We start from the raw sequence: 15,789 nt of genomic DNA on the forward strand, positions 1-15,789 counted from the left end.
CACCCGCCGCCGAGTCAAAGGACCTGAGTCACCTGGACTCAACTAACGTGCTCAGACCCACCACCACCTGGGATTTTTATCTGATGCACACAGAAACCCCGCATCGGTGGCGCGCGCGACACCCCGCACTCTTGTCACGCCAGGCACCTCCGCCCCACGATCGCATCGTGGGATCGTTCTGTCACAAAATGCAGCGAGACGGTCATAACGGCACGTCACGGATTCCGGGCAGGTGCGATGCAGAACGCGAAGCAGACCGCGGTACGAAGGACGACGCACCCCGCCACCGCCGCGGCGGCACGGGCAGCGGCCCGCGCGGCCCGGTTCACGGCGGCACAGCTGGCAGCCATGACGGCCAAGCGGAGCCTGGACCTGGTGCTCGGCTCGGTCCTGCTGGCCCTGGTCTCCCCCGCACTCGCCCTCGGCGCCGTCACCCTCGCGCTCCGGGCGGGCCGCCGGCCCGGAGGCGTACTGAGACGCGACATCCGGGCCGGTCTCGGCGGCCGGCCCTTCGAGCTGCGCTCCCTGCGCACCCGCCGGTTCCGCCTCGACCTGCTGTCCCGGCTGCCCCACGTCGTACGCGGGGAACTCTCCCTGGTCGGCCCGGCACCCCTCGCGCCCGGCGATCCCGCGGCCGGCGGCCCGGGATGCCACCACTGGCGGCAGGAGCTGCGGCCGGGCCTGACCGGCCTGGCGCAGGTGCGCGCCGGCTCCGGAATGCCGTGGGACGAACCCGCCCTCCTGGACGCGTACTACGCCGAGCATCATGGGACAGGACTCGACCTGGCGATCCTGGCTCACACCGCACGCATCCAGCTGCGCACCGCACTCCACGGGCTCGCCCGGCGGAGGAAGGCTCGCCTGAGCGACACAAATCACCGCCTGCCCCGCTACAGCACGGCGGAATAAGTGGATAGTGTCAGCACAGACTCATTAAGTTACCGCTTAGTATCCCACCCTCGCAGGCCCGAGGAGCCCCCAAAATGCAACTCGCCGCGATCATCGTGTCGCTGGTCATCACGGTGGTGGCCGTCGCACTCTTCGGCCGCGCCATCGCGCAGATCTACCGCTACGTGCGACTCGGTCAGCCCGTGCCCGCGGGCACCCGCACGGGTGATCCCACGCAGCGCACCATCACGCTGGCCAAGGAATTCCTCGGCCACACCCGCATGAACCGCTGGGGCATCGTCGGCTTCGCGCACTGGTTCGTGGCGGTGGGCTTCTTCTCGCTGCTGCTCACGATCGTCAACGCCTTCGGCCAGCTCTTCCAGGCCGACTGGCTGATCCCGTTCATCGGCGACTGGCTGCCGTACGAGATCTTCACCGAGTTCCTCGGTCTGATGACGGTCCTCGGCATCGTGACCCTGATCGTGATCCGCCAGCTGAGCAGGCCGGGCAACGCGGGCCGCAAGTCCCGCTTCACGGGCTCGAAGACCGGCCAGGCGTACTTCGTCGAGGCCGTCATCCTCATCGTCGGCCTCTGCATCATGACGCTGCGCGGCCTGGAGGGTGCCCAGCACCACGTGACCGGCTGGGAGCCCGGCTTCTTCGCCTCGTACCCGCTGGTCGCCGCCTTCGACGGGCTGAGCATCGGCACGCTCCAATACATCACCTACGCCGTCGCGGCACTCAAGATCGTCACGTCCTTCACCTGGATGATCACGGTCTCGCTCAACACCAACATGGGTGTCGCCTGGCACCGCTTCCTCGGCTTCCCGAACATCTGGTTCAAGCGGAACGCCGACGGCGCGGTCGCCCTGGGCGCGCTCCTGCCGATGACCTCGGGCGGCAAGGAGATCGACTTCGAGGACCCGGGCGAGGACGACGTCTTCGGTGTCTCCCAGGTCGAGCAGTTCTCCTGGAAGGGCATCCTCGACTTCTCCACGTGCACCGAGTGCGGTCGCTGCCAGTCGCAGTGCCCCGCCTGGAACACGGGCAAGCCGCTCTCCCCGAAGCTCCTGATCATGTCCCTGCGCGACCACGCGCACGCCAAGGCCCCGTACCTGCTGGCCGGCGGCGGGAAGGACATGGAAGGCAACGAGAAGGCCACGGAGGAGCAGCTCAAGGACGTTCCCGCGGCCGCCCTCGCGGAGGCCGAGCGCCCCCTCATCGGCACCGCCGAGGAGAACGGCGTCATCGACCCGGACGTGCTCTGGTCCTGCACCACCTGCGGTGCGTGCGTGGAGCAGTGCCCGGTCGACATCGAGCACATCGACCACATCGTCGACATGCGCCGCTACCAGGTGATGATCGAGTCCGCGTTCCCGTCCGAGGCGGGCACGATGCTCAAGAACCTGGAGAAGAAGGGCAACCCCTGGGGGCTCGCCAAGAAGCAGCGCGTCGAGTGGACCAAGGAGGTCGACTTCGAGGTCCCGATCGTCGGCAAGGACGTCGAGGACCTCAGCGAGATCGACTACCTGTACTGGGTCGGCTGCGCGGGCGCCCTCGAGGACCGGGCCAAGAAGACGACGAAGGCCTTCGCGGAACTCCTCCACATCGCGGGCGTCAAGTTCGCGATCATGGGCGGGGACGAGAAGTGCACCGGCGACTCGGCCCGCCGCCTCGGCAACGAGCCGCTGTTCCAGCAGCTCGGCCAGGAGAACGTCGCGATGCTGAACATGGCGTTCGGCGAGGACGACGAGGACGACTCGACCAAGAAGGCGAAGTCGGCGAAGAAGATCGTCGCGACCTGCCCGCACTGCTTCAACACCATCGCGAACGAGTACCCGCAGCTCGGCGGCGAGTACGAGGTCATCCACCACACGCAGCTGCTCCAGCACCTGGTGGACGAGGGCAAGCTGATCCCGGTGACGCCGGTCGAGGGTCTGATCACGTACCACGATCCCTGCTACCTGGGCCGTCACAACAAGATCTACACGCCCCCGCGCGAGATCATCGCGAAGGTCCCGGGTCTGCGGAACGAGGAGATGCACCGCCACAAGGAGCGCGGCTTCTGCTGCGGCGCCGGTGGTGCCCGGATGTGGATGGAGGAGCGGATCGGCAAGCGCATCAACAACGAGCGCGTCGACGAAGCCCTCTCCCTCAACCCGGACATCGTCTCCACGGCGTGCCCGTTCTGCCTCGTCATGCTGACCGACTCGGTCAACGGCAAGAAGAACGACGGCCAGGCGAAGGAGTCGATCCAGGTGGTCGACGTCTCGCAGCTCCTCCTGGAGTCGGTGAAGACCCCCGCTGACCCGGCGGGCGACACGGAGCCGGCGGACCAGCCGGAACCCGAGCCGGTGAAGTAACACACGCTGTCGCGCGGCGGAAGCGGCCGGACCTGCCTCGGGGGCAGGACCGGCCGCTTCCGCCGTTTCATGCATCATGTGGGTCGCACAGAACCCACAGAGACGTACGAGACGGATGAGGTGCCCCCGTGCGCATACGGACCGCGACGGCGAAGGCCGCGACGGCAGCACCGCTCGCGGCTGCCTGCGTCGGCATGCTCCTGCTGTCGGCCTGCTCGGGCCCCTCCGAGGCACACGCACCGTCCTCGGCGTCCGCCTCCCCGACGGGCAAGAACGGCGACGCCCCGCCCGAAGCCCTCGCCGGCCGGGCGGACACCCCGCAGCTGCCCGTCCCGCGCGGCAGGGGCAGCCGTACCGCCGACGACTTCAACGGGGACGGCCACCGGGACCTCGTCATCGACGACCTGGTGAAGGCACCCGAGGACAGCCACGGCGACGACGCCGGCATCGGCATCGTGTACGGCTCCGCCGGCCGCGCCCTCGAACCCGCCACCCGCCAGCTGCTGAGCGCCCGCACCCACGCGGCGAAGTTCGGCGACACCCTCCCCGCCGCGTTCGACGCCCAGACGGCGTGCGACCTCGACGAGGACGGCTTCACCGACCTGATCGTGGCCACGGATCCCCCGTACGACGGCATAGGCCGCCCTCCCGTGCCGCTCCAGGTCCTCTTCGGCTCACCCGGAGGCCTGACCGGCAGGGCCGTCACCCTCCGCATCCCGGACACGGCCAGGTACGGCAACGAGTGGCCCGACCACCCCGTGTGCGGCGACTTCGACGGGGACGAGCACACCGACCTCGTCGTGACGGCGGGCGAGGGCCGGGTCAGCAACCTCCGCGGCCCCTTCACCCGCACCGGTGCGCCGCGCGGCGGCGAGTCCCTCCCCGGCGGCGGACCGTACCTCTTCGCCCCCGCCCCGAAGGCCGACACGAACGGCGACGGCTACGACGACCTCGTCCACGCCCGCAAGCCCCACGAACCCGGCGAGGCGGCCAGGGGCACACTGCTGCTCGGCACCCCGAACGGCCCGACCCGCCCCGGCGGCACGTACCGCTTCGAGGCCCCGCCGAACGGCATCCCGACGGCGCCGGTCCGCCGCTCCGGTTCCGCCGCGCCCGCGGAGACGGCACTGCTCGGCCACGCGGACTTCGACGGCGACAAGAAGCGGGACACCGTGGTCCGTACGCACCGGGGCGAGGAGACGGACCTCATCGCCCTGTACCCGGCCGGCACTCCCGACCGCCCCGCGATCAGCTTCTCCACGGCCCTGTTCCTGCGCTGAGCCCCTGCGGCAGACCCCCCGGGGTTCCCCTAGGGGATGTCACAGGTAGGCAGCAATGGCACCCGTGTTCCCCTGCCACCGCACCACGCCCGTACGGACCAGGTACGTTCGATACGTGGCTGGATTCAGGATCGGACGCGGCCGGGACAACCGCACACCGCAACAACACCCGCAGCAGCAACAGCCGTACGGCACGCAGGCACCACCGCAGCCGTACGGCCGGCAGTCGTGGCCTCCGGCAGGCGGCAACGGCGCCCCGTACAACGGCGGGCACGGCGGCAACGGACACGGGCAGGGGGGCGGACACGGCGAACCCGAGTACTTCGGCGACCCGTACCACCAGCCACCCCAGCAGGACCCGTACGCCAACGCCCCGGGCCACACACAGGCCTTCAGCATCAACGAGGACCCGTACGGCGACGGCAACACGTACCACGCCGGCCAGGCTCCCGCCCAGCCCGCAGGCCCCCGCCTGCGCTGGAAGCAGCTGCTGAGCGGCATCGTGATGCGCCCGGGTCCCACGTTCTGGCAGATGCGCGACTACCCCGTCTGGGGCACCGCGATCGTCGTCACGTTCGTGTACGGGCTGCTCGCACTCTTCGGCTTCGACCAGGCCCGCGACGAGGCGATCCACGCGGAGGTCTCCACGGCCGTCCCGTACGTCGTGATCACGGGCATCGGCTTCGTCATCGGCGGCCTGGTCCTCGGCGCGGTCACCCACACCCTGGCCCGCCAGCTCGGCGGCACGGGCTCCTGGCAGCCGACCGTGGGCCTGTCCATGCTGATCATGTCGATCACGGACGCCCCCCGCCTCGTCTTCGCCCTGTTCCTGGGCGGCGAGAACTCCCTGGTGCAGATCGTCGGCTGGCTGACCTGGCTGGCGGCCGGAGCGCTGTTCACCTCCATGGTGAGCAAGTCGCACGACCTGCCCTGGCCGAAGGCGCTGGGAGCTTCGGCGATCCAGCTGATCGCCCTGCTGTCGATCATCAAGCTCGGCACCATCTGACCCGGACGACACGCGGAAGGGCCCCGGTGCGCGAAGCACCGGGGCCCTTCCCACGTCCGCCCGCGGGTCTACGAGTCGAGAACCTGCCCCGTGCGGCGCACGACGGGCCTCTCGACACTCCACGGGAAGTTGATCCACTGATCGGTCTTCTTCCACACGTACTCGCACTTCACGAGCGACTGCGGCTTCTCGTAGATGACCGCGCTGCGCACCTCGGCCACGTGGTCGATACAGAAGTCGCGCACCAGCTTCAGCGTCTTGCCCGTGTCCGCCACATCATCGGCGATGAGGACTTTCTTCCGCGTGAAATCAATGGCGTTCGGCACGGGCGCCAGCATGACGGGCATGTCCAGGGTCGTCCCGACCCCGGTGTAGAACTCCACGTTCACCAGGTGGATGTTCTTGCAGTCCAGCGCGTACGCCAGGCCACCCGCCACGAAGACCCCGCCGCGCGCGATGCTCAGCACGACATCCGGCTCGTACCCGTCGTCGGCCACCGCCTGCGCCAGCTCACGCACGGCCAGCCCGAAGGCCTCGTACGTCAGATTCTCCCGCGCGTCGTCAGCCATGCCGCATCACACCTGGGTCCGATGGAAATTCATGTACGAACGCGAGGCCGTCGGCCCCCGCTGGCCCTGGTAGCGCGACCCGTACCGCTCCGAACCGTAAGGGAACTCGGACGGCGAGGTCAGCCGGAACATGCACAGCTGCCCGATCTTCATCCCCGGCCAGAGCTTTATCGGCAGCGTCGCCAGATTCGAGAGCTCCAGAGTCACGTGCCCCGAGAACCCGGGGTCGATGAAGCCGGCCGTCGAATGCGTCACCAGCCCGAGGCGCCCCAGGGAGCTCTTCCCCTCCAGCCGCGACGCGAGATCGTCCGGAAGCGAGATGACCTCGTACGTCGACGCCAGTACGAATTCGCCCGGGTGAAGGATGAACGCCTCGTCACCCTCCGGCTCGACCGTACGCGTCAGGTCCACCTGCTCGACCGCTGGATCGATATGCGGATAGCGGTGGTTCTCGAACACCCGGAAGTAGCGGTCCAGCCGCACATCGATGCTCGAGGGCTGCACCATCGAAGCGTCGAACGGATCAATGCGAACCCGCCCGGCATCGATCTCGGCCCGGAGGTCCTTATCTGAGAGAAGCACTCACCGAGGATACGCAGAACGCGCGGGCCCGCCCCAACCGGACCGCCCCGCGCGCCTGCTCCACCACTCCCGCCGCCGCTACCGCTCGCCGAGCACCACAGGAACGGCCTGCCTCAACCGGGCACAGCGCGGACAGCGGATGAGCCGCCCGGGACCGATCCGGTCGGACCCGAGCTGCTGCATCGGGAACGACGAGGTAGCAAAAACGTGCCCTTCGGCACAGCGGACGACGGTGCGCTCCATCGACTCCATCAAGTCCCTTCCCCAACCAAGCCTTGGACGAGACCGCCACATTAGGGGATGAACAGGACGCCACTCCAGGCGGCACTCCGCCCACCCACGCTACGCCCCCAACTCCCGCCCCCCGCACCCGCATCCCGGCGGCGAAACGCCGGACAGACCCCGCGGCGAACACGTCGGGGGCCTGCCATGAGGTAGAGTGTGCGGCGATGCACTGCCGATCATCGGCGCGCTTCGCGGGTGTAGTTTAATGGTAGAACATGAGCTTCCCAAGCTCAGAGCGCGAGTTCGATTCTCGTCACCCGCTCCATGAAAAAGCCCCAGGCCAGCGGCCGGGGGCTTCTTTGTTGTCTGGACCAGTTCAAGCGTCTCGTGCCATATCCGTGCCAGATGCCTGGTCATCCGCCGCTTCACGCCGGGCCCGCACGAGCTGGTCGAGGCCGGCCGCCACCTCACGCTGCCGCTCCAGGTCGGAATGCTGATAGATGAGCGCGGCCCGCTCGGTCGACTGCCTCGCACGCACCATCGTGTCGAAGTCCCGAAACCGGACATTCCTGAGATACAACCCCCCAAGCCCAGAAAGTGATGGCCTGACAAATGGCAAAGGATGAAGGCCTCACACAGGCTGCGAAAATCGTCGCGGATAAATGGAGGGCCATCCTCGACTCCGGAGACAGCCTGATCGACCCCTCCATGCCTCGGGCAGCCTATGTAAACCCTCGCCTGCGGGAACTGTTTCCGACGGTCAGCCACGGCGCCCTGTACCTCAGCCGTTGCATTCGCTACCCGCGGCCACACGACGTGGGCAGCCTGTTCCCACGTGCCGGTGGCGGGTTCATGGTGGTCCGCCAGTCCGACGGCACCATCCTCGGGGAGCCCGACACGGTGGAGGAGGCGATCGATCTGATCGTCGCGAACCTTCCTGCCGGATGCGGGCCTGCCATCGACGGAACAGCGCACGACCTGTAAGCGGAGACCTTCGGCGCGCACTCATGGGCGTCGAGGGCAAGGGGTTCATGATTGGGCGGGGCACGTCGGTCGCTGGCCATACACGACTGCCACCCGCTCGACATGCTCGCAGACTGCCCTTCGTGGGCGCCGTGTGCCGCATCCGTGCCCAGCGGAGCGGACAGCAGCGGTCAGGTGCGGCATCCAGAGACCTCGCCAACCTCGCCCGATCCGGGCAAGCATGCAGGTCAGAGCCACTGCGGCAGTCCAAGCACCGGTGATTCCCAAGCTCAGGGCGCGAGTTCGATTCTCGTCACCCGCTCCACGCAAAAGCCCCAGGCCAGCGGCCGGAAGCTTCAGCGTTGCCCAGACCCCGACGGAGGTTCAGAGCCGGGCGATGCCGTGACCTCGCAGACGGTCTCGACGAAGGCGCGTACCCGGGCCGTCTCGCCGGACGTCGGCCACAGAAATCGGTACTCGATGGGAGGGGCGTCACTGAAGGGGACCCAGGCCACGTCAGGGCGGGCGTAGTAGCGCTGCGCGCCCTTGCAGGCGGGTGAGACGCCCTTGCCCCGGCCGACGAGGTTCAGCACCTCGGTCCAGTAGGTGGAGGGGTGGCCGTGCGGGATCGGCCTGCCCTGCGGGGTCTCCCGGGGGAAGTGGTGGTCCAGCCAGTTCTGCGGCACGGGCCCGGCGAAGGCGAGGAGTGTCGACTCCGCGAGATCCTCCAGCGACACGGACGCGCGCCGGGCGAAGGGATGCCCGGTGGGGACCATCAGCATGCGTGGCTCGGAGAGCAGGACCGGGCCGAGCGTGAGATCGGCTTCGTCCACCGGGCCCTCGCTGACCTGGAGATGGAACCGACCACTCCTGATCCGGCCGAGTGGATCGGAGATCTGCACCTCGTGGATCTCGATCTCGCAGTCCGGGTAGCGAGAACGGAAGCTCTCAATGGCTTTCAGGAGGACTGCGGCGACCATAGGGCTCGAGTACCCGACGTGGAGGACCCCCGTGATGCCCCGTCCCATGGCCACCGCGCGGTCGACAGCGCGCTGGAGTTGCTGACGGACCGGGAGCAGATCCTCGCGCAACTGGTGCCCGACCGGGGTCAGAGCGACACGGCGGCTGGTGCGCTCGAACAGGGGCGCGCCGATCCGGCGCTCCAGTTTCTTGATGGTCTGGCTGACCCGCCCCTGGGCCAACCCGAGCCGCTCGGAGGTACGCCTGAAGTGCAGCTCCTCGGCCAGTGTCAGGAACGCCTCGATCTCGTGTCGCTCCATCGCCGGTCTCCATCGATGAGTCTGAGTCACCGATCGTAGAACGATTCGAACTTGTTCGGCTCGTCGGACCGTTCGAGAGTGGACCCGGCCCCGCACCCACACGCCCCTGCCGCTCCAGTGGGGCGCCGACCACGATGGGACGATCACCATGACCGACGTCTTCGACTCCACCCGACTCGGCACGCTGCACCTGCCCAACCGCCTGGTGATGGCGCCGATGACCCGCAACCGTGCCGCTGACGACGGCGTCCCGACATCGATCATGGCCACCTACTACGCACAGCGCGCCTCTGCGGGGCTGATCATCGCCGAAGCCTCGACGCCGAACGCCGTGGGGCAGACGTACCCGAACATCACCGCGATCCACAACGAGGCGCACGTGGCCGGCTGGCGTCGCGTCACCGAGGCAGTGAGCGCCGCCGGTGGCCGGATGTTCCTGCAGCTGCAGCACGGCGGCCGGATCGGCCACCCCGACAACAGCGGCGGGCTGTGGCCGGTGGCACCGTCACCGGTCGCGCTCCCCGACACGATCTTCACGCCCGTCGGACACCAATCCGCCGTCCTTCCACGCGAGATGACCCTCGACGACATACGTTCCACCGTGACCGACTTCGCCGCCGCCGCCCGCAGAGCCGTCGCAGCCGGCTTTGCGGGGGTGGAGGTGCACGGGGGCAACGGCTATCTCCTCCACCAGTTCCTGGCATCCGGAACCAACCACCGCAACGACGCCTACGGCGCCTCGGTGGCCGGCCGCATCAAGTTCGTGCTGGAGGTGGTCCATGCCGTAGCCGACGCGATCGGTCCCAAACGGGTCGGCCTGCGCATCGCCCCCGGAGTCACGGCCAACGGCATGCACGAAGACGACATCGAAAGCATCTACCCCACGCTCGTCGACGCCCTCTCCGACACCGGCCTCGCCTACCTGCACGTCGTCTTCGCCGACCCGGACCAGCCCCTCTTCCAGCACATCCGCAAGCGCTGGGCGGACGCCCTGATCGCCAATCCGGCGCTGCCGTGGCCAGGGCCGCTCCCCGTCGACGGCGGCAGGCACGCGGCCGAGCGTCTCCTGGCCACGGGAGCCGATCTTGTCTCCCTCGGCCGTGCCTTCCTGGCCAACCCCGACCTGGTCGAGCGGCTGCGCCTGGGCGCACCGCTCAATCCCGTGCGGGACGAGGGCCTGATGTACGTGGGCGGAGAGACCGGGTACACCGACTACCCCGTGCTGGATGACATCCACCATGGGACCGAGGAACCCGCACAGGCCACTCCCTGACCATTCCGAGCCGAGCAAGCTGTCCGATGATCGCTGCGAGGCGGAACTGGCGCACCTCATCGCTCGCCGTCGCGCTGCCCTACCCGGCCTGGGCCGGGCGCCTGGAACGGGCGCGGAAGCTGATGCGCGAGAGGGGGACACCGAGGAACCTGTCGCTCGTTGCTTCCGTGATCATGAACTCGCCCATCGCCGTGGAGACGGGAAGATGCCGACTGCCGGTCAGCCGTGCATCGCGGTGCTGTAGACGTAGAGCGCGACCACACCGGCGATGCAGGCGAGGACCACCCATGAGCCGAAACTGGTGTGTCTCCCCCTGCGCTTGGGCCGCGCGGCCTTCCCGGACCGACGGGACCGCGCGGGCGCTGCCCGTCCCGGAGCGACCGGTGCCACATCGGCCGCCGCCTCGGCGAGCAGCCGTCGGCAGGTCGCGGCGAGCACGCCCGTACCGGCGGAGAGCGGCACCACGGCCTCCGAACGCGCCGGAGCGGTGGTCCCGCCGTCCAGGATGCGCCCCGCCCGTACGAGGACCTCGTCCCGGCCGCCCGCCGGAGCGAGGCTGATCCATCGCCGTACATGCTCACCCCGGATGACCACACCGCCGGACCGCTCCCGGTACACGGTGTGCTCCCGCCACAGAATTTCCGCCAACTGCTGCGCAGTAGTTCTCAGTTGTGTGCCCACGACCCCTCCCCCTCCGCCTCTCGGCGAATCGAACAAGCATCGCACTCTAGTAGGAGACGCAGAGCGGGGGTCAGCAGCCCCCGCCGTGACCGCGCCCTGCGTCGGCCGAGACCGCACAGGTCCCCGGCTCCACCCCCCTGGGCGGCCTCGGGGGTTGAGGCGCGCTTCCGCCCCGACACCGCTCAGGCACGGCAGAGGGCGCCATCTCGCTGCTGAGCAGGAGCCAAGCTCAGATGGTCCTCAAGACTTGCCGCTTGGGGTTCCGCAGATGGGGACCGGCTGCCATGTTGATCTCCACGCGGAACACGATCGTGTGTCGCGGGCTACTGCCACCAAACAACAAAGGAGACGCAGATGTTCGGATTGCTGGGTCCGGGAGACATCATCGGTATGGCCGTCGGGGTGGTTGCCATCGCCGGTGTCGCTGTTGTGGCCGTCAGGTGGTTCGGGACGGGTACGCGGTAGGTGGCGACCGACCACGTTGGAGTGGTCCTGCGCGAACCAAGGGGCATGGCCGTGCGGAGTTGCAAGCCCACGAGGGGAAGCCCTCAGCCCGCGGGCTGACCTGGGCTTGTCCGCTACGTCCACAAGAAGTCCGCAGCTCGGGGTGGGGGCACCATGGACACGAAGCACAAGCTGGCTCTGGGCGTACTGGCAGCACTGCTGGCCGCCGTGCCGGTCACGTCGTTGATGCACGACCGGGCCGAGGCCGCAGACCGGAAGTCGCTCGAGCAAGCGGCTCTGAGCATCTTCCAGCGCGACGCGAACCGCGCCACGGCGGAGTGGCGGAGCAATGAGCCACCGGCGGGCAGGGTGTGGAACAAGGCCGTTGCCAGCGCAGCCGTCTCCGACGTCGAGAAGCAGGGTGACCGGGCGAAGGTGTGGGTCGACGAGTACACGACGCCGTACGCCACCGATCCGTCCGGCAAGGACTCGCAGCCGACCGCACCCTACGTGGCCTCCCACCTCCTTCTCTTCGAACCGGCGGGAGACGGCTGGCGGCTCGCCGAGGATCTGACCGAGTCCGATTCCTACGACGGCTGGCGTGCCGAAGCACGGCCGCCCAAAGGCTGATCGCGCCGGTGTTGATCACTATGTGCGGCCCGACAAGCGGACCGGTGTGCGAAGACCGGTCTGTGCGTAGCCGTTCGGTGGACACCTCTCTCCCGGCGATCCACTCCGCGTCACGCTCATCGCGAGGTGCATGCCCTGGTCGGGGCCACGCGTAAATCCGGATGCCGGTCGGGATGGGGTGGGGCATGCTGCAGCGGTGTACGAGAGCCATATGACGGTGCTGTGCGACGGGGACGAGCTCCGCAGACTCCAACGGTGGGCGGAGCAACGGGGCGGTGTGAAGTTCACCCACATCCAGTTGGCCCAGGGGCTGACCGCTTCGCAACCGATGCTGACGCTGCGCGGAACACGGTCGTCCTACGGTGAGGAGGTCTCGGCCGTACGGAAAGTCGCCAAGTCCCTCGTAGGGCGCGGTTTTGACGTGGCACGGATGAAGGTCGAGTGCGTGCCATGGGCGGCGGAGGTTCCCCGGACCGACGCCGACGCGGCCGAGGAAGCCGGGACACGTCACTTCGAGCACCATGTGAAGCTGCTGCTCGATCCGTCGTACGACCCGCAGGCCTTGATCGCCACAGCCGTGCGGCACAGGGCCCATGTCTCCTGGAACGCACGGCGTCGGCACACGGACGGCCGCGAGGAACGGTTTGTCACCCAGCGCTGCCACGGGGTGGGAGCCGCGAGTGCGGTGCTCGCGCTGCATGCTCTGCTTGCGGATCTGACGGCGTACGAGGTTGTCGAAGTCGAGCAGGAATACGTCCTGCTCGACAGTGGTCCAAGGCTGGATGAGGGGTGGCTGGAGCCGCTATGAGCACGGAGGACGACGCCGGGGCGAGCGGTACCGCCCGACAGGGCGCGCAGACGCGCCGGGCGCCACAGCACCCCCCGGTTCGCCCTGCATCCGAGGTGCCCAGGACCCTGCTGCGGGTGATGGACACCGAAGCAGTGCAGAAGGAAGTGTTCGATCCTGCCCTCAAGCAGTTCCCCTACGCCTTCCGCGCTTCCGACCCGGTCTTCCCCTCCCCCGAGGCGACGCGGGCGTGGCAGACCGCCCGGGCGGAGGCTCTTGCCGCCGTACGGGACGGGGCGGCCGCCTCTCCGTGGGCCCAGTCGCTGGTGCTCCGCGGCAGCACGCTGATGGCTCTGTGGTTCGGCAAGCAGGCACGGGAACCCGGCGATCTGGACTTCGTGGTCGTTCCAACGCTGTGGGGGATGGAGGAGGAGCGGACTTCGGCGCTCCTGGCCGGCGTCGCGGCGGCGGCCGAGGCGCAGGCTGCGGCGAGCGCGGGCAGGGTCCGGATCGATGCTGCAGGCGCCGTGTGCGAGGACATCTGGACCTATGAGCGCGTTCCGGGGCGTCGAATGATGCTGCCCTGGCACGCGCCGGGCACCCCGGGTGGCTGGGTGCAGCTGGACTTCGTCTTCGGCGAGTCGCTGCCCGAACCACCGGAGCGGACCCCGTTGCCGTCCGGCGGTCTCCTGCAAGGGGCGACCCCTGCGCTGTCGCTGGCTTGGAAGGTGATGTGGCTGGTCAACGACGGTTGGTCACAGGGGAAGGACCTCTACGACGCCGTCCTGCTGGCCGAACGGCACCCGCTACCCAACTCCCTGCTCCAGGAGGTGTTCCGGCTGACCGGCGAGTGGCCGGTGCTCGGTCGGCAGCGGGTGCTGGGTGAGGACGTGGCCGATGCCCTGCGCTACGTCGAGTGGCACCACTTCGTCCATGACTACCCGCAGTTCGCGGGGCGGGAGCAGGAGTTCACCGCACGGCTGCGGGCGGCGCTGGCACCGACGTTCGTTGACGATCCTCCACCGGGGCAGGACGACGACGTCCTCCGCGACGGCGGGTCGACTGACGAAGGCGTGTCAGATGTACGCAGTTGAGAGGTTGTCGATTCTGACGCCGGGGAGGTCATCGTGCCCGGAGCGCGGACGAACCTCCCCGCGAGCCGCACTCACCGCACGGGGAAGCCGAAGGAGTAGCCCTGCTGCCTCAGCCACGGCAGGATCTCGCGCAGGGCGGCCACGGTCTCCGAGCGCTCCCCTCCCGCGTCGTGGAAGAGGACGGTCGGCCCGTTGGTGATCTCACTCTTGACGGTGGCGACCATGGCGTCCACGCCGGGGTGCTCGAAGTCCTTGGTGTCGACGTTCCAGCCCAGCGGGCGCATGCCCCGGGACGCGGCGAGCTGTCGGCTGTACGGGGTGAACGCACCGCCCGGGGCCCGGTAGTACTGCGGCCGGACGCCCCCCGACGCCTTGGTGATCATGCGTTCGGCATCCAGGATCTGCTGGGACTGGTAGGCCTCGGACTTCTTGTCCATGGTGGTGTCGTGCGAGACGGTGTGGTTGCACAGCCGGTGCCCGCCCGCCACGACCGCCTTGACCAGGTCAGGGTGAGCCTGGGCCTGCGTGCCCACCATGCAGAAGGTGGCCTTCACACCGCTTTCCTCAAGCAGTTGCAGCACCTGCGGCGTCCAGACCGGGTCCGGGCCGTCGTCGATGGTGATGTTGACGCCTTGGGGGCCACGGTCCGAGGCGTGCGCGATGTCCGCCGCGACCTCGGCCACGGGCTGGGCGACACGCGCTTGAGGCCGGCGCTCTCCGGCGGGGTCCGCCTGCGCGGTCCACACGGAGGTGGCAGCGGCCAGGGTGGTCACCCCGAGTGCCGCCGCGAGAAGTTTGCCGTTCCATCCCCTTCCCTTGTGCTTTGCCATGTCCGCCCGCCCTCTGTCGTCTCCGCCGATGCCGTGCGCCCATGAAGACATACGAACGCCCTTGCGGGCTGCCTCTGTTACCGACCGAGGACGAATCCACAGGGGGCCGGCGACAAACACCGGAGTTCCGCGACAGACGGCCGGTCAGGAGTGCCGGGACATCACCGGCCGGGTCCAAGGGGACCGTGGGACATGCCGGCCCGTCAGTGCACCGGCGTTCGATAGGATCCGCGGATCTTCGTACGGGGGAGGAATCGTGGCCGAGGGCAGCAGCACCGAAGGCACCGACAGCACGGCGGAAGCCTCTGACGGTCTTGTGGACGGACGGTCCGCGGTCCGGTTGGTCTACTTGCCACAGGCTGCCGACACGCTGGCCGGCCTGCGGGTCCGCGAGCGGATCAAGCGGACCGGGCTGATTCTGCGGTGGGTGTTCCTCGCGCTGTGGGCGGGGCAGTGGCTGATCTTCGCTGTCGGCCGCGGACGTATCGACGTGGTCTCGACGGTTCTGTTCCTGTTCGTCGTCCTGGCCGTGTGGGGGTACCCGCGGCTGCAGGCCGCCCACGTGCAGAAGCTCGTCGGATGGCAGGGCGAGTACCACGCCACCGTGTCCCCGGACGGGATCACCTGCCGCAACGACCACAGCACCCTGATCCAGAAGTGGTCCCTCTTCCAGGGCTACCGGGAGACGGCCGGTCACTTCGTCCTGCTCAGCCGGGACCCCAACATCATGTGCCTGGATGTCCTGCCCAAGCGGGCCGTGCAGGAGGCCGGGGGCGTCGACCGGCTGCGTGCCGTCCTCGACGAGCACACCGCGCGCGTGTGACGGTCGCCCGCGGGTTCACGGTCGGCGCGCTTCGTTCCCCCTGACGGCCTACATCCGGTAGTCCCCTCCTG

The 15,789-nt window shown here is 68.7% G+C and carries 15 protein-coding genes, 1 tRNA gene and 1 pseudogene; 11 read left to right on the forward strand and 6 right to left on the reverse strand.

The features are described from left to right. Positions 1 to 237 precede the first annotated feature (237 nt). From ABZS61_RS06360 to ABZS61_RS06375, 4 genes are all read left to right on the forward strand, one after another. Positions 238 to 909 carry a sugar transferase gene (locus tag ABZS61_RS06360; RefSeq protein WP_356416880.1) on the forward strand — a complete coding sequence of 224 codons (672 nt, stop codon included), beginning with the start codon at positions 238 to 240 and terminating at the stop codon, positions 907 to 909. Positions 910 to 983: 74 nt separating this feature from the next. Then, positions 984 to 3,251, forward strand: coding sequence for a (Fe-S)-binding protein (locus ABZS61_RS06365; protein ID WP_356416882.1), 2,268 nt, complete (start codon positions 984 to 986; stop codon positions 3,249 to 3,251). A gap of 194 nt (positions 3,252 to 3,445) precedes the next feature. Then, a complete protein-coding gene (locus ABZS61_RS06370; RefSeq protein ID WP_356417159.1) occupies positions 3,446 to 4,531 on the forward strand; it encodes a VCBS repeat-containing protein in 1,086 nt (361 codons plus the stop codon). A 115-nt stretch (positions 4,532 to 4,646) separates the two neighbouring features. After that, positions 4,647 to 5,537, forward strand: a complete 891-nt coding sequence (locus ABZS61_RS06375; protein ID WP_356416884.1) for a Yip1 family protein — start codon at positions 4,647 to 4,649, stop codon at positions 5,535 to 5,537. Positions 5,538 to 5,605: 68 nt separating this feature from the next. On the opposite strand, the gene ABZS61_RS06380 is transcribed toward ABZS61_RS06375, so the two are convergent. Together ABZS61_RS06380 and dcd are read right to left on the reverse strand one after the other, a co-directional pair. Further along, complete coding sequence (locus tag ABZS61_RS06380) at positions 5,606 to 6,106, reverse strand: phosphoribosyltransferase (protein WP_356416886.1); 501 nt, start codon at positions 6,104 to 6,106, stop codon at positions 5,606 to 5,608. 6 nt (positions 6,107 to 6,112) lie between these two features. After that, positions 6,113 to 6,688, reverse strand: coding sequence for a dCTP deaminase (gene dcd, locus ABZS61_RS06385; RefSeq protein ID WP_329209486.1), 576 nt, complete (start codon positions 6,686 to 6,688; stop codon positions 6,113 to 6,115). Positions 6,689 to 7,164: 476 nt separating this feature from the next. On the opposite strand from dcd, the gene ABZS61_RS06390 reads away from it, so the two are divergent. Then, positions 7,165 to 7,238, forward strand: a tRNA-Gly gene (locus tag ABZS61_RS06390). A gap of 51 nt (positions 7,239 to 7,289) precedes the next feature. Here ABZS61_RS06390 and ABZS61_RS06395 read toward each other — a convergent pair. After that, positions 7,290 to 7,460 (reverse strand): annotated as a pseudogene (locus ABZS61_RS06395) (site-specific integrase); the annotation flags it as partial. Positions 7,461 to 7,525: 65 nt separating this feature from the next. Between ABZS61_RS06395 and ABZS61_RS06400 the strand changes: the two are divergent. Next, entirely contained in the window at positions 7,526 to 7,897 is a 372-nt protein-coding gene (locus tag ABZS61_RS06400; protein ID WP_356416889.1) for a DUF6193 family natural product biosynthesis protein, read from the forward strand. Between the two features lie 335 nt (positions 7,898 to 8,232). On the opposite strand, the gene ABZS61_RS06405 is transcribed toward ABZS61_RS06400, so the two are convergent. Then, positions 8,233 to 9,156: a LysR family transcriptional regulator gene (locus ABZS61_RS06405; RefSeq protein WP_356416891.1), complete on the reverse strand. Its 924-nt coding sequence runs from the start codon at positions 9,154 to 9,156 to the stop codon at positions 8,233 to 8,235. A gap of 148 nt (positions 9,157 to 9,304) precedes the next feature. On the opposite strand from ABZS61_RS06405, the gene ABZS61_RS06410 reads away from it, so the two are divergent. Next, the gene (locus ABZS61_RS06410) at positions 9,305 to 10,429 is read left to right on the forward strand and encodes an alkene reductase (RefSeq protein WP_356416893.1); all 1,125 of its coding nucleotides are present in this window, start codon (positions 9,305 to 9,307) and stop codon (positions 10,427 to 10,429) included. 219 nt (positions 10,430 to 10,648) lie between these two features. Here ABZS61_RS06410 and ABZS61_RS06415 read toward each other — a convergent pair whose 3' ends face one another. Further along, on the reverse strand, positions 10,649 to 11,110 hold the full coding sequence (locus ABZS61_RS06415; protein ID WP_356416895.1) for a hypothetical protein: 462 nt from the start codon (positions 11,108 to 11,110) through the stop codon (positions 10,649 to 10,651). A gap of 618 nt (positions 11,111 to 11,728) precedes the next feature. Here ABZS61_RS06415 and ABZS61_RS06420 point away from each other — a divergent pair. From ABZS61_RS06420 to ABZS61_RS06430, 3 genes are all read left to right on the forward strand, one after another. Then, the gene (locus tag ABZS61_RS06420; RefSeq protein WP_356416897.1) at positions 11,729 to 12,184 is read left to right on the forward strand and encodes a hypothetical protein; all 456 of its coding nucleotides are present in this window, start codon (positions 11,729 to 11,731) and stop codon (positions 12,182 to 12,184) included. A 196-nt stretch (positions 12,185 to 12,380) separates the two neighbouring features. Beyond that, positions 12,381 to 12,992 (forward strand): hypothetical protein, encoded by a 612-nt coding sequence (locus ABZS61_RS06425; RefSeq protein WP_356416899.1) that lies wholly within the window; start codon positions 12,381 to 12,383, stop codon positions 12,990 to 12,992. Then, on the forward strand, positions 12,989 to 14,065 hold the full coding sequence (locus ABZS61_RS06430; RefSeq protein WP_356416901.1) for a nucleotidyl transferase AbiEii/AbiGii toxin family protein: 1,077 nt from the start codon (positions 12,989 to 12,991) through the stop codon (positions 14,063 to 14,065). The genes ABZS61_RS06425 and ABZS61_RS06430 overlap by 4 nt, the downstream gene beginning before the upstream one ends. Before the next feature lie 71 nt (positions 14,066 to 14,136). Here the strand turns inward: ABZS61_RS06430 and ABZS61_RS06435 are convergent, their stop codons facing one another. Further along, complete coding sequence (locus ABZS61_RS06435; protein WP_356416903.1) at positions 14,137 to 14,895, reverse strand: polysaccharide deacetylase family protein; 759 nt, start codon at positions 14,893 to 14,895, stop codon at positions 14,137 to 14,139. Positions 14,896 to 15,151: 256 nt separating this feature from the next. Here ABZS61_RS06435 and ABZS61_RS06440 point away from each other — a divergent pair, with 256 nt between their 5' ends. Further along, on the forward strand, positions 15,152 to 15,718 hold the full coding sequence (locus tag ABZS61_RS06440) for a YcxB family protein (protein WP_356416905.1): 567 nt from the start codon (positions 15,152 to 15,154) through the stop codon (positions 15,716 to 15,718). Positions 15,719 to 15,789 lie beyond the last annotated feature (71 nt).

Source organism: Streptomyces sp. NPDC005566, assembly GCF_040605575.1.
Taxonomy (GTDB): domain Bacteria; phylum Actinomycetota; class Actinomycetes; order Streptomycetales; family Streptomycetaceae; genus Streptomyces.

Coding starts and splice junctions, on each gene's coding strand:
- ABZS61_RS06380 (WP_356416886.1), bottom strand. CDS start 6,106: ATGGCTGACGACGCGCGGGAGAATCTGACGTACGAGGCCTTCGGGCTG.
- ABZS61_RS06430 (WP_356416901.1), top strand. CDS start 12,989: ATGAGCACGGAGGACGACGCCGGGGCGAGCGGTACCGCCCGACAGGGC.
- ABZS61_RS06420 (WP_356416897.1), top strand. CDS start 11,729: ATGGACACGAAGCACAAGCTGGCTCTGGGCGTACTGGCAGCACTGCTG.
- ABZS61_RS06365 (WP_356416882.1), top strand. CDS start 984: ATGCAACTCGCCGCGATCATCGTGTCGCTGGTCATCACGGTGGTGGCC.
- ABZS61_RS06405 (WP_356416891.1), bottom strand. CDS start 9,156: ATGGAGCGACACGAGATCGAGGCGTTCCTGACACTGGCCGAGGAGCTG.
- ABZS61_RS06410 (WP_356416893.1), top strand. CDS start 9,305: ATGACCGACGTCTTCGACTCCACCCGACTCGGCACGCTGCACCTGCCC.
- ABZS61_RS06435 (WP_356416903.1), bottom strand. CDS start 14,895: ATGGCAAAGCACAAGGGAAGGGGATGGAACGGCAAACTTCTCGCGGCG.
- ABZS61_RS06400 (WP_356416889.1), top strand. CDS start 7,526: ATGGCAAAGGATGAAGGCCTCACACAGGCTGCGAAAATCGTCGCGGAT.
- ABZS61_RS06370 (WP_356417159.1), top strand. CDS start 3,446: ATGCTCCTGCTGTCGGCCTGCTCGGGCCCCTCCGAGGCACACGCACCG.
- ABZS61_RS06360 (WP_356416880.1), top strand. CDS start 238: ATGCAGAACGCGAAGCAGACCGCGGTACGAAGGACGACGCACCCCGCC.